This is a genomic window from Immundisolibacter sp. (assembly GCF_041601295.1).
Taxonomy (GTDB): Bacteria; Pseudomonadota; Gammaproteobacteria; order Immundisolibacterales; family Immundisolibacteraceae; genus Immundisolibacter.
In genome coordinates, this window is record NZ_JBFIII010000089.1 from 1 (window position 1) to 12298 (window position 12298).

Consider the following 12298-nt stretch of genomic DNA (forward strand, 5'->3'; position numbering starts at 1 on the left):
ACGCAGCATGACCGCCGCCACCAGAACAATCAGCCAGCCATCCAGCGCCACCAGGGTGGTCCACGGATCGAGCATGCCGGTCGACAGCGCGATGTCGTCGTGGTACAGGCCCAGCCTGGCCGGCGTCGGCAGCAAGACGAGGCCGACGTAAAACCAGAGTACGCGCGCCTCCGTCATCAGCCTTTCGGCGAGCGTGAACGGCCGGCTGGCGTAGCCATCCAGCAGCAGCCCCGGCTGGACTGCGAAAATGAGCAGGCCGACCAGCAGCGGCGCCAGAAGGGCGACGACGAAAAACCGCGTCGCCGCCCGGCGCCCCGGGTCGTGCTGCGGCGTGGTGCCTGTCTGCCGCCACAGACACAGCTCGATCACTCCCAGATACAGCGGCAGCAGGACGGCGTTTTCCTTGCTCAGCACTCCAAGACCCATGCCCAGCGCCAGTCCGGAAATCATGGCTGTCAGGCCGCCGCGCCGGCCCACCGTCAGGCGCTCGCGGCCGATCAGCCACAGCCACGTGCCAGCCAGCAAACACAGCGCCGACAGGCTGGTCATGCGCTGCACCACATACAGCACGCTGGTCAGTTGCAGCGGGTGCAGGCCCCACAACAGGGCGCAGAACAGCGCCACCGCCGGGGCTATCTCGTGCGCGCCCAGCCGGCGCGTCAGGCGCCCGGCCAGCGCATACACCAGCAGCACATTCAGCAGATGGATGGCCAGATTGGTCAGCTTGAAAGCCAGCGGGTAAAAGCCCCCGGCCCGGTAATGGTCGATACCGAACGACAGCGCCGCCAGCGGCCGGCCCAGCGGCCCGCTGGTGTTGGAAACCGCCGCCGCGTGCAGCGCCTGTGGCGTGAATTCCGTCACCGCCACGGGCGGGTTGTTCAGGATGTTCGGGTAGTCGTCGAACACGAACGGTCCACGCAGGCCGGGCAGGTAGGCCAGCGCTACCAGTGCCAGGGTGGCGATCAGGGCCAGCAAACGGACCGGGTATGGCGAGCCGGCGATCACAGGAGCGCGAGGCAGGTGGCTTCGGGGTCGCCGAGCATCGCCTCGATGCGTCCCGCCTGTGTCCGTAGAAGCGTTTCGATCTGAGCTGTTGAACAATTGCCGCGCCTGATCCAGATGACCTTCGGCGGCTGGCCACGCAGCAGGCTCAGCTCGTAAAAATCCGCGTCCTTGCTGACCAGCGTGAAGCCCTGCTCACGGGCGTGATGCCACACCGCATCATCGGTCGCGCTGCCCAGGCCCGCACCATGCACGTGCGCCGAACCCGGAAACAGACCAGCAAGGGCATCGACCAGCCGCGGCGACAGATTCTCGTCGAACAGCAGCTTCACGCGCCCTGCACAAGCTGGTGTCGTTCCCGGTCGGCCGCGTAGGCCAGGCAGGCGCGGATATCGTCCAGGGTCAGGTAATCGAACTCGGCCACGATTTGTTCGGGCGTCATGCCGGCCGCAAGGTAATCCAGAACGTCGTAGACGGTGATCCGCAGCCCCCGCACGCACGGCTTGCCGCCGCGCTTGCCCGGTTCGATGGTGATGAAGTCTTGGTAATTCATGGCGTTTCCTGCTTCGAGTCGGCAGTGTCGCCGAGTATACGCACTGCCTCTTTGCCGCTGCGCCCCTGCGCGATTGCCGCTTCCAGCTCCGCGATGGCCTTGTCCTGGCGCACCGGCGCCGTGCGGTTGGCAACCTTGATCCGCTCCAGATTGAAGGCGGCGTTGTCCCACTGGCCAAGCGCCATGAACAGCTTGGCCTGCTCGAACAGCGGGTGCAGAAAGCCGCCGTCCAGCGCGAAGGCTTTCTCGAAGGCGTTCAGCGCGGCCTGAACATCACCGGCGGCGCGCAGCGACAGGCCGTTCAGATACCAGGCGTATGACTGGTCGAACTTCGGCTGGTCGGATGCCAGATACACCGCCAGCCAGTGCGCCAGGTGCGGCGCCAGGTGTTTGCAGTTGGTCTGGATGCACTCGGCGTAGCGCTTGAGCGTCAGTGTGCCGAAGGCCGACAGTGGGCGGCTTGTCAGCAAGGTTTCGATGCGATCCTGCGCGTCGGCGGCCAGCGTGCCACCCTGCGCCAGCACGATGTTGGCCAGGTTGATGCGGTTGCCCAGCTCGTCCGGTGCCAGGCGCACCGCGGCTTCGGCCTCGCGCTGCGCGCCGGCAAAGTCGCCCAGCCGTGCCAGATCCGAGGCCAGATCGTTACGCGCCCGTGCCGAATCCGGATGATGCGCCACTTCGTAGCTCGAAAAATGGAAATCGTCCTGCCACTGGCTGGCGCGCAGCGCCGTGGTGCCGGCCAGCACCGCCACCACCACGCCGGCCACTAGCGCCGTCTGGCGCCGCGGCAGGCGTACCCACAGGTGGCAAAAACCACCCGCCAGCAGCAAAAATGGCCCTAACACGGGCACGTAGTTACGGTGCTCGTGGGCGATTTCGAGTGCAATGAAACTGCCCTCCAGGCTGTGGCCGATCAGGAACCACAGAATGCCGATGCCCAGCAGCGGCCGGCGGCGCAGCGCCCACAGGCCGAATCCTGCCAGCAGCGCCAGGCCCAGCACCGCCGGCAGCGTGGTCCACGGCACCAGCCAGCCGGTGGACAGCGCAATGTCGTCGTGGTGCAGGCCAAAGGCGCTGATGCGCGGCAGCAGGATCAGGCCAAGGTAGAACCACATCACCCGCGCCTCGGTAAGCAGGCGCTCGGGCAGCGTGAATTCGCGGGCGTCGTAGCCGCTGGCAAAATGCCGCGCCGCCAGCACCGCCGCCACGGCCGCCAACACCAGCGCCAGCAGTAACAGCCAGCGCCGCATGACGGGCGCCAGCCGATCCCAGCCGCGCCACGGCCAGGCGGCCGGAAACAGCGCCGCGTCCAGCAGCAGCGCCAGCGGCAGCGTGAGCACGGCGTTTTCCTTGGTGAACACGCCCAGCAGGATCAACAACCCGCCGACGGTGGCGTACAGGCCCGCAATCAACCGGCGCGTTGGTCGGGTTAGCGCAGCGTAACCCGACATCTTTCCTTCCTCAGGCGGGGCCTGTCGGGTTACGCCCGCGGGGCTAAGCCGACCTACGTTTTCTGTGCTCGCACGTGCGCGGATGAAGCAGATCAGCGCCGCCAGGCTGAAGGTGGCGGCCAGCGAGCTCATGCGCTGCACCACGTACAGCACGCTGGACAGCATGATCGGATGCAGCGCGAACAACGCCGCGGCGGCCAGCGCGAACACGGCGGCCTGCGGCGTGGCCCACAGGCGGCGGCCGATGTGCCCGGCCAGCGCCCATACCAGCAGCACGTTCAGCAGATGAATGCCGAGGTTGGTCAGCTTGAAGGGCAAAGCGCTTACGGTGCTGCCGGCAAGGGAGTGGTTCAGTGCCAGACTGAGGTAGGCGACCGGGCGGCCCAGAGGCCCTGCCTCGCCAGCAAAGGCCGCGCGCCATAGCGCCCGCCAGTCCAGGCCATCCACGTGAATGACGGCATTTTCCAGGATGTTGGGGTAGTCATCAAACAGCCAGGGCCCGCGCAGGCCCGGCCAATAGCAGACTGCAGCCAGCAGCAGCAGCGTGATCAGCGCCACAGACTCAAGGCGGGTAGCCATTAACGGGGGTGCCAGATAAAAGAAAGGGCGGCCGAAGCCGCCCTTGTGATAGGGAATGCTACGAACTTAACGCCTGGGCAAGTACTTGTCCGGTACGGTGCTGCTAGCGCTCACCGTCCACTCCAGGTTACCGCCCTGATTCAGCGGCTCGTAGATGACGTCGTCGCCGGTCGCTTCGCCTAAACCGAGCGTGGTGTCGGCTTTCAGGTCGACTGTGATCACGCCGTTGGCGCCCACGGTCACCGCGGATACGTACTTCGCGCGATACGAGCCGGCTTCTGACAGGCCCAGGCTTGCGTGGGTCGTTGGCAGGCCCGTTAGAGTTCCGTTTTCGCTATATGACACGTCGATGGCGGTGCGCGCCGCCGAGGCCAGCGAAGCGGATTCCGACACCTTGGACCGGATGGTGTAGTCCTGATACGCCGGCACGGCCAGCGCGGCCAGGATGCCGATGATGGCGACCACGATCATCAGTTCGATGAGCGTGAAGCCCTGTTGTAGTTTCTGCATTTGCATGTCTCCCGATGGATGAATGTAAGTTGAACCGCGCAGGCTGCCCCGCTACACGCCAACGCGTGCCCTGCAGCATATCGGCTTGTGGCGGGTGGCCTTGAGCCGGTGCGCGGTACAACAACAGCAATTGCCGTGCCATAGGTCTGGTTGGTGCCAAGTCGGTTTCACGAATGCCCGGGAAACCGGTCATGAATTCCCCTGGGGACAGCGAGGAATGTTTATATAACCCTCTGATTATTATCAGGTAGGTATTCAACAACGGGCCAAGTCAAGAGCCGGCATCCGGCGCGCGGTGGCGCCCACGCCGGTGCGCTTGCACTGCCAGGACCTTGATGACCCCGCCATCCTCGACCGACGTGGATTGTCAATATTTGACAAAAATTGTCCGTACGCACGGCGATCGCCTGGGGTCGGCGCCGAGCGATCTGGGCCGGGGTACAAGACGATCACCGCCCGGCGCTGTAAATCCGGGGAACACGCACGCGGATTCCGACGGACGCCTGAGTGACCCGTTTTATCCGCGTCTGTCGGCGCTGCTAGACTTTCCCCCAACCCCCTACCCCGGAGTCGCGCCATGCGCATTGCCGACGATTGTGTCGTGATCCTCGCCTACACCCTGCGTAATGACGCCGGCGAGGTGCTGGACAGTGCCACCGCGGATCAGCCGTTTGCCTACGTACAAGGCAAGCATGGCGTGATTCCCGGCCTGGAGCAGCAGCTGGCCGGCCAGGAGGCGGGTCAGCAGATGGAGGTGACCATCGCGCCAGCCGACGCCTACGGCGAGCACAATGCGACGCGCGTGCAGGTAGTGCCGCGCGACCGCTTCCCGGCTGAGGTCGAAATCGAGGCCGGCATGCAGTTCCACGCCAGTGATGAACACGGTGGCCGCATGACGGTGCAGGTGGCGAGTGTCGACGAGGACGGCGTGACGGTCGATGCCAATCACCCGCTGGCGGGGCAGACCTTGCATTTCACCCTCGAAGTACTCGATGTGCGCGCGGCGACGGCCGAGGAACTGGCCCACGGCCACGTGCATGGCGTGGGCGGTCATCACCACTGAGGTGGCGGCGCGCGGCAGGCTCCTTGTGCGCTAGCCTTTCGAGCACTGCACGGTGGCCGGTTGCCTGGTTGCAGTGGGTGATCGTCGTCCTGGCCGTGCCGGGACTTGCCACCGCCGAGCCGGTCACCGATGCGCTGCAGGCGGCGTTGGCGAGCCCGGCGTCAGCGAGGCAAGCACTTTTTTCGCCCGAGGTGCTGCGGCGCTTATACGCCGACCGTGGCCATGCACCGCTGTGGTCCGCGGAACGCGTCGCCGCAGCACGCCAGGCGCTGGCTGGCGCCGCGGCACATGGGCTGCGCCCGGCCGATTACCACCTTGCGGCGATCGACGCCCTGCAAGGGATGCGTACTCCGGACGCCCGGGCTGACCTCGACCTGTTGCTAAGCGACGGTCTGTTGTTGCTGGGTTCACACGTGCGCCACGGCAAGGTGGAGTTTGGCGGGCGCAAACCGCGTTGGCATCTGTTGGCCGCCGACGCCGATTTGCCGGACCGCTTGCAGCGGGCGCCCTCGGCCCAGGCCTATGTGGCGGACCTGGTCTCGGCCCTGGCCGGTTACCCGCGGCTGTTGCAGGCACTGGTGCAGTACCGCAGCGTGGCGGGTGCGGGCGGCTGGCCGGCGCTGCCCGAGGGTCCGACGCTGCGGGCCGGTGATCGCGACCCGGCCGTGCTGCTGCTGCGGACACGCCTGACTCGCGAGGGCATGGACGGTGCCAGTGACGACCATCAGACGCTGTTTGACCCTTCGCTTGAGGCGGCGGTGCGGCGTTTCCAGGCCCGGCATGGCCTGGATGCCGACGGCGCCGTCGGCCCGCAGACGCGGCGGGCACTGAACACTCCGGCCAGCGCCCGGGTCGACCAGCTCATTGCCAATCTGGAGCGCCGCCGCTGGCTGGGCGAGGCGCCGGGGCAACGCCAGGTGCGCGTCAACGTGGCTTCGTTCACGCTGGATGCGATCGACGGTGCCGACATCGCGCTGAGCATGCGCGTGGTGGTGGGTCGGCCGTACCGGCCGACGCCGGAGTTCTCCGACCGCATCCGCTACCTGGTGCTGAACCCGTACTGGGAAGTGCCGCCCCGCCTGGCGGCGCAGGACAAACTGCCGCTGATCCGCCGGGACGTCGGCTATCTGGCTGCCGAGCACATTCGGGTACTGAATGGCTGGGGCGAGCGACCGCGCGAAATCGACCCTGCGGATATCGACTGGACACGCATGAAGCCGCCCCTGCCGTACCGTCTGCGTCAGGATCCGGGACCCTGGAATGCGCTCGGAAGGATCAAGTTCATGTTTCCGAACGGCTATGACGTATACCTGCACGACACCCCGGCGCGCGCGCTGTTCGCGCACGCCGAGCGTGGCTTCAGCTCCGGCTGTATCCGGCTCGAGAACGCTCCGGCCCTGGCCGACTGGCTGCTGGGGGATGACTCGCGCTGGTCGCCCGAAGCCCTGCGAGCGGCCCTGGACAGCGGCATTACCCGCAGCGTGAACTTGCGCACGCCGGTGCCGGTCTACCTGCTGTACTGGACGGCATGGGTGGGCAGCGATGGCACGGTGCACTTTCGTCGTGATTTCTATGACCGCGACGCGCCCTTAGCCGGCGCCCTGGCCTCACCGTTCGAGGAAATCGGCCCGTGATCTGTGCTTACTCCACGCCTGCCCCGCGGCGGCGCCTTCGGGAGCTTGTGCTGGGACTGGTCGCCGTGCTGTCCGCCCTGCCGGCCGCTGCCGCGTCGCTGACCCTGGCCTCGCTGGCGCCCCGCCCGCTGCCGGCCGCCGACGCCGGCTTCTCCGTCAGCTGGGGGGGCGAACACTCGAAGCTGTCGGTGAATCCGCTGCTGGCCGGCGCCGGGCAGGGGGTAACGCTGCAGGTGCACGGTACGGTGACCGGCGGTTTTGAGCTCGATGCGGGCGCCGGTACGGTACAGCGCCTGGCACCCGGTAGGTGGCGCTGGGTGGCGCCTGGAAAAGCGGGCGCCTACACGCTCGAAATTCGTCGCCACGATGGCGCCAGCATGCGCTTCACGGCTCTGGTTACGCTGCCCCGGCAGGCGCTGCGCGGCGGGATGCTCAATGGCTACCTGATCGGCGACTACCCGAGCCATCCAGGCGGCCAGAAGGCGTATGAGCCGCCCGCGGGCTTTGTCGAAATCAACGACCGCACGGCGGATTTGCCGCTGACCCCGCGCCTGCGCCTCGGTCAGTTCGTTTGCAAGCAGGAGGCCACCGGGCCGCGCTATGTGGCGCTGCGCGAACGCCTGCCGCTGGCACTGGAAGCGGCGCTGGATCGTTTCGCCCGCGCCGGTATTGCCAGCAGTGGACTGACCGTGATGAGCGGCTACCGCACGCCGCACTACAACAGCCAACTCGGCGATACGCGTTTCAGCCGTCACCAGTGGGGCGACGCGGCTGATGTGTTTATCGACGAGGACGGCGACGATCGAATGGATGACCTGAACGGTGACGGCCGCCTCGATCAGGGCGATGCACAGCTGCTGTATCGCATCGTCGATGCGGCGCAGTCCGATCCGGACTGGCAGCGTTTCACCGGTGGCCTGTCAGCCTATCCGCCAAACGCCTACCACGGGGCGTTTCTGCACCTCGACACGCGTGGCTTCACGGCGCGCTGGTAGCGGCCAGCGCGCTGCTGGCACGTCCGAAATGCTCCTTCGCGAAGGCCACGCGCTCGGCCACGTCGGCGTCGGCGCGGCCAAGCGCGTCCACCGTGGCCAGGCGCGGTAGCAGGCCGGCCTGGTTGGCAATCTGGACGTTGAGGCCGGGACGGGCGTTCATCTCCAGCATCATTGGCCCGAACTGGCGGTCGAGCACGAAATCGACGCCCAGATAACCCAGGCCGCTGATGTCATAGCAGCGCGCGGCCAGTTCCAGCAGGGTGTCCCACTGCGGCACCTGCACGCCGGTGATCGGGTTGCCGGTGTCGAGGTGCTCGTCGACCACTTCGTTGCGCCACACGCCGCGGCCGGTGACGCCGGTGGTGATGTCGATACCGGCGCCGATGGCGCCCTGGTGAAGGTTGGCCTTGCCGTCCGACATCGCGGTCGGCAGCCGCACCATGGCCATTACCGGATAGCCCCGGTAGACCACCGTGCGCAGATCCGGTACGCCCTGATGCGAGATCGGTTCGAACACCGGATCGACGCGCACCCGGTACTCAATCATCGCCGAGTCCGGCAGGCCGCCCAGACTGTACAGGCCCGACAGGGTGTTCGAGACGTGGTGTTCGAGCTCGTCCTGGGTCAGCAGGGCACCGCTGGCTTTGCGGTAACGGTCCTTGCGCCGACCGACGATGACCAAGACGCCGTTGCCGCCACTGCCGTTGACCGGTTTGACGACGAAGTCCTCGCGCCCGTCCAGCAGCTTTGGCAGGTCCACTACTTGATGTTGGATGGCCAGCAACCCGTACAGCTCCGGCACCTGAATACCCGCTGCCTGCGCCAGCTCCTTGCTGCGAACCTTGTCGTCCACCAATGGGTACAGGCGGCGCGGGTTGACCTGCGAGATGAAATCGCCATTGCGCTGGTTCATGCCGAGCACGCCGTTTGCCCGCAGTGCCCGTGCCTGGCGCCAGGGCAGTCTCACGCCCCAAACGCCTTGAAACGGCGTAGCTCGGTCAGCCGGTAACCGGTGTAGCGGCCGAGCATGAGTGTCATCGCCAGCACGATCAGCAGCAGCTCGGGGAACATGAACACCAGGTGCTGCAACTGCCGATCGGTCATCACCAGATAGGCCAGCGAGGCGGCAAGCAGGCTGCCGCCCGCCTGCTGCAGGGCCTCGCGCGGGCCGGATTCTTCCCAGCCGACCGACATGCGCTCGATGGTCATGGTCAGGATGACCATCGGGAACAGCGCGACCGAAAGCCCCGCGCCGATGCCCAGCTGATACGTCAGCACGCTGAGCACGGCCATCATCAACACCACCACGGTCAGCACCGAGGCGAGGCGCGGGACCAGCAGCAGTTTCAGGCGCTCCATGAAGAAGCGGGCGCCCAGCCCCAGCCCGACGATACCGACGAACAGCAGAATGCCGTTCAGCAGTCGGGTTTCGCGAAACGCCAGTGCGATCAGCACTGGCGCGAAGGTGCCAAATGCCTTGATGCCGACCACGTTGCGCAGCAGCACGATGATCAGCGCCCCCAGCGGCATGGTCAGCACCACTCGGTACACCATTTGCATCTGAATCGGCAGACTCAGCAGCGAGAACTGAAGCGCCATCGAGCCGCGTTCGGCGGCGCGTTGGTGGGCGGCGGCGAGAGCCTCGTAGGTGTTCTCGGCGGCCGAGAATTCGAGCCGCAGATTACGCACACCGTTGCTGTCGCGCAGAGGTGGCTCACCGCGCGACCAAACCAGGAAGCTGTCGGGTCGACCGGGCGCGCCGGTGAGTGGGTCGAACGACAGCCAACGCTCGCCGTTATGCACTTCGAGTTGCGTCAGCAGGGGCAGGTGGCGGCCTTCCTTGTGCAACATGAAGCCGTAGACCGGTCGCGCCGCGATGCCGGCGACGGCGAGAATCTTGACCGCAACCCTGGCCCGTTGTTCGGCCGTCCTGTCACCGCCGAGCAGCAGGTCCATGTCGTTGTTGTCGCGGGCGCCCAGCCGACGCAGTGTCTCTACGGTGAAGGTGGCGATATCAGCCGAGTGGGCGCGAACCTGATCTATCAGCGCCCCCACCACGGCGGTCTCGGTATCGCTGAAGCGTGGCGGTTCGACTGCTGGCGGGCGCGACTTGGACACGGCGTCGTCGCCACTTGGATAGACCACGGCCTGGTAGTACAGCTCCTGCTCGCCACGGGCGCGACGGATTGCCCACAAGGCCTGGCGATCACCCTCGCGAACGGCGGTCGACAAGCCGTACCCGCTGGAGACGAAAGTCTCATCAAGCAGCGTGAAGCCCGGCGGGCGCAGCGGCACTGCCAAATGGACTTTGATCGGTCTGCCGGAGCGCGCCGTGAAACGGATACGCGCTTCCACCGTCCATGCCTCGATGGCATTGTCGGCCTGGAGCGGTACGCCGAGCGCACTCCATTTGTATAGAAACAGACCGCCACCAGCGGCGACTAGAACCAAACATAAAATCAGCAGATTACGATTGCGCAGGACACTACTCTCCGTTTGGGCTGGCGGCGCAGCGTGGAGCGCGCTGGAAGGTACGGGCGGGGTCGACCACGGCCAATCCGGTCAGTGCCCGGCGGCCCAGCAGTAGCGGGTAGATGAAGCGACCGCGGTTGGTGAGATTGACATCCACGCTGCGCAGCTCATCCCCCAGGCATATCTGCATGCGGATCATCGGGCGGCGGTCATACGGACCCTTGTGGCGCTTGATTCGAACGTAGCGCACGATCGGTTCCTCAAGCGGTGCCGATCGTTTGGCCCCAGGCAGGTTAAGGCGAAAACGCACCCAGCGCTTGCCGTCGCGCTCGAACGGCTGCACATCCACCGCGTCGAGCGAGGAACTGCGGGCGCCGGTGTCAAGCTTGGCTTTCAGCTTCAGTGCCTCGCCACCCAGGTGCAGCTCCACGAACTCCACCCAGCCATACACGCCGCGTGCGCCCGCCGACGGGGCCAGGCCGGCCAACAGACACACAGACAACACAAGCGCGGCGATGGGGTTGCGCATAACAGGACGGCACGGAATGACTGGCAGAAAGGCGGCACCGGGCCACCCGTTTAGCGAGCCATTCTATCGCAGACCGTGTTCGCCGCTGGCTGTTCGGACCTTTACCGCTAAGGAGGCGCTGAGAAATCCAGGATCGATTTATTCAGCGCTTCCCGTGAGAGACAACCGGCGACGCACGTCGCCCCATTCAACGAAACGGGTTACCCGCCTGTAGCGCCAACAGGCGCTGGTGCAGGCCCGGATGCTCGCTGAGCACCCGATACTCCAGCAACTTGAGCACCGTGCGCAGGTCACGCCACTCGTCCAGCAGTGGCTGTGGGCCGGTGAGCAGTTGCCGCGCCTCGTGCAGGGCGTCGCGCAGATAGGCCGGGGCCGGGCGCCGGTCAAGCTCGAGTTCGAGGGCATCCACGATGCGCTCGAACTCGGTCGCGTCCAGCCAGACGCCGAAGCAGACATCGCAGTACTCCACCGTCACCGCGGTGTGGCCATACTCCAGCGCGTGCAGGGCGCCGTCGCCGGCCGGGCAGCGACCACTATGCGGCGCGTGGCGAAACTGTTCGGCGTCCGACCAAAGTTCCACGTCCAGCCAGGCGAGGTCCGGATCGGCGGCGTTGCGTGCCTCGCGCAGGGCATGCGCCTCGAACCACAGCCCAGCACAGCGCGGGCAGCGCTGCACCGGCACTTGCTGTAACTGGCTGGTGTCGAGCGGCAGGGCGCAGCGCGGGCAATCGGCAGACATGGCGTTAGCTTCCAGGCAGGATGGGATAACCGCGCCCAGCGTAATCGAAACCGTCAAGCTCGAAATGACGGCGCTCATACGGCGCGTGACGGTTCAGATAATAGGCGCGAATTTCGGCGATGTGCCCGCCGCGCAGGCGGTACCACTCGGTGCCGCGCATCAGCTCTGGCTGACCGCCGGGCGGGGTCCAGCGCATGGTCCACTCAATCACCGCTTCGGCGCCCTGCACGAGGCCATGATCCACGGTCCAGTGTCCGGCAATCCGCGGTTGCATTCGCGCCCAGTATTCGGCCAGTGCTACAGCACCGCCCACTGGCGCATGGTGGGTGAAGTAATGCACCACATCGTCGCAGAAGGTGGCCAGCATGGCGGCCCGGTCGGCTGCGCTGCAGCCCGCGTAGTAGGGCGAACGAGCTCAAGCGGCGCCTCGGCGACGCTCATCCGCGTGGTCCGGCCAGCAGCCAGATCACCAGCCCCAATACTGGAAGCAGCAGGATCAGTACGATCCACGCCACCTTGGCGCCGGTACCGGCGCTGCTCTGAAACACGTTGACGACCGCCCACACATCGGCGATCAGAACCAGCAATCCGATCAGGCCCCCGACTTCGATTCCCATCTCGGCAATCTCCTGTGACAACGCTACGGCGCAGGCGCTCTAAGGTAACCTTTCCAGGCACGGCTGATGTAGATCCAAGCGCAGGAGTAGCCCGTCCAATGCATCCCAGCGAGGTCCCGTCCGAGACCGAGCGCGAAGCCCGCGACCGGGCGGC

Annotated in this window: 12 protein-coding genes and 2 pseudogenes; 3 read left to right on the top strand and 11 right to left on the bottom strand. The window is 66.2% G+C overall.

What is annotated here, in order from left to right:
• From ABZF37_RS11305 to ABZF37_RS11325, 5 genes and pseudogenes are all read right to left on the bottom strand, one after another.
• Positions 1-1005 (bottom strand): annotated as a pseudogene (locus ABZF37_RS11305) (hypothetical protein); the annotation flags it as partial.
• Positions 1002-1334 carry a DUF5615 family PIN-like protein gene (locus ABZF37_RS11310; RefSeq protein ID WP_372719960.1) on the bottom strand — a complete coding sequence of 111 codons (333 nt, stop codon included), beginning with the start codon at positions 1332-1334 and terminating at the stop codon, positions 1002-1004. The pseudogene ABZF37_RS11305 and the gene ABZF37_RS11310, both read right to left, overlap by 4 nt.
• Positions 1331-1555 (bottom strand): DUF433 domain-containing protein, encoded by a 225-nt coding sequence (locus ABZF37_RS11315; protein WP_372719962.1) that lies wholly within the window; start codon positions 1553-1555, stop codon positions 1331-1333. The genes ABZF37_RS11310 and ABZF37_RS11315 overlap by 4 nt, the downstream gene beginning before the upstream one ends.
• A complete protein-coding gene (locus tag ABZF37_RS11320) occupies positions 1552-3585 on the bottom strand; it encodes a tetratricopeptide repeat protein (RefSeq protein ID WP_372719964.1) in 2034 nt (677 codons plus the stop codon). The genes ABZF37_RS11315 and ABZF37_RS11320 overlap by 4 nt, the downstream gene beginning before the upstream one ends.
• A gap of 66 nt (positions 3586-3651) precedes the next feature.
• Positions 3652-4095, bottom strand: coding sequence for a pilin (locus tag ABZF37_RS11325; protein ID WP_372719966.1), 444 nt, complete (start codon positions 4093-4095; stop codon positions 3652-3654).
• 577 nt (positions 4096-4672) lie between these two features.
• Between ABZF37_RS11325 and ABZF37_RS11330 the strand changes: the two genes are divergently transcribed.
• The 3 genes from ABZF37_RS11330 to ABZF37_RS11340 all read left to right on the top strand — a co-directional run bounded on the left by ABZF37_RS11330 (position 4673) and on the right by ABZF37_RS11340 (position 7787).
• Positions 4673-5158: a peptidylprolyl isomerase gene (locus ABZF37_RS11330; RefSeq protein ID WP_372719968.1), complete on the top strand. Its 486-nt coding sequence runs from the start codon at positions 4673-4675 to the stop codon at positions 5156-5158.
• A gap of 77 nt (positions 5159-5235) precedes the next feature.
• Positions 5236-6792 (top strand): murein L,D-transpeptidase, encoded by a 1557-nt coding sequence (locus tag ABZF37_RS11335; protein WP_372719970.1) that lies wholly within the window; start codon positions 5236-5238, stop codon positions 6790-6792.
• Positions 6789-7787, top strand: a complete 999-nt coding sequence (locus ABZF37_RS11340) for a D-Ala-D-Ala carboxypeptidase family metallohydrolase (RefSeq protein ID WP_372719972.1) — start codon at positions 6789-6791, stop codon at positions 7785-7787. Before ABZF37_RS11335 ends, ABZF37_RS11340 begins: the two co-directional genes overlap by 4 nt.
• On the opposite strand, the gene ABZF37_RS11345 is transcribed toward ABZF37_RS11340, so the two are convergent.
• The 6 genes and pseudogenes from ABZF37_RS11345 to ABZF37_RS11370 all read right to left on the bottom strand — a co-directional run bounded on the left by ABZF37_RS11345 (position 7771) and on the right by ABZF37_RS11370 (position 12144).
• Entirely contained in the window at positions 7771-8754 is a 984-nt protein-coding gene (locus ABZF37_RS11345) for an alpha-L-glutamate ligase-like protein (protein ID WP_372719974.1), read from the bottom strand. The two genes, ABZF37_RS11340 and ABZF37_RS11345, sit on opposite strands and share 17 nt — an antisense overlap.
• Positions 8751-10238: an inactive transglutaminase family protein gene (locus ABZF37_RS11350; protein WP_372719976.1), complete on the bottom strand. Its 1488-nt coding sequence runs from the start codon at positions 10236-10238 to the stop codon at positions 8751-8753. Before ABZF37_RS11350 ends, ABZF37_RS11345 begins: the two co-directional genes overlap by 4 nt.
• A gap of 34 nt (positions 10239-10272) precedes the next feature.
• On the bottom strand, positions 10273-10788 hold the full coding sequence (locus tag ABZF37_RS11355; RefSeq protein ID WP_372719978.1) for an ATP-dependent zinc protease: 516 nt from the start codon (positions 10786-10788) through the stop codon (positions 10273-10275).
• Between the two features lie 187 nt (positions 10789-10975).
• A complete protein-coding gene (locus tag ABZF37_RS11360) occupies positions 10976-11527 on the bottom strand; it encodes a zf-TFIIB domain-containing protein (RefSeq protein ID WP_372719980.1) in 552 nt (183 codons plus the stop codon).
• 4 nt (positions 11528-11531) lie between these two features.
• A pseudogene (locus ABZF37_RS11365) lies at positions 11532-11918 on the bottom strand (nuclear transport factor 2 family protein); the annotation flags it as partial.
• Between the two features lie 46 nt (positions 11919-11964).
• Positions 11965-12144 (bottom strand): PLDc N-terminal domain-containing protein, encoded by a 180-nt coding sequence (locus ABZF37_RS11370; protein ID WP_372719982.1) that lies wholly within the window; start codon positions 12142-12144, stop codon positions 11965-11967.
• Positions 12145-12298 lie beyond the last annotated feature (154 nt).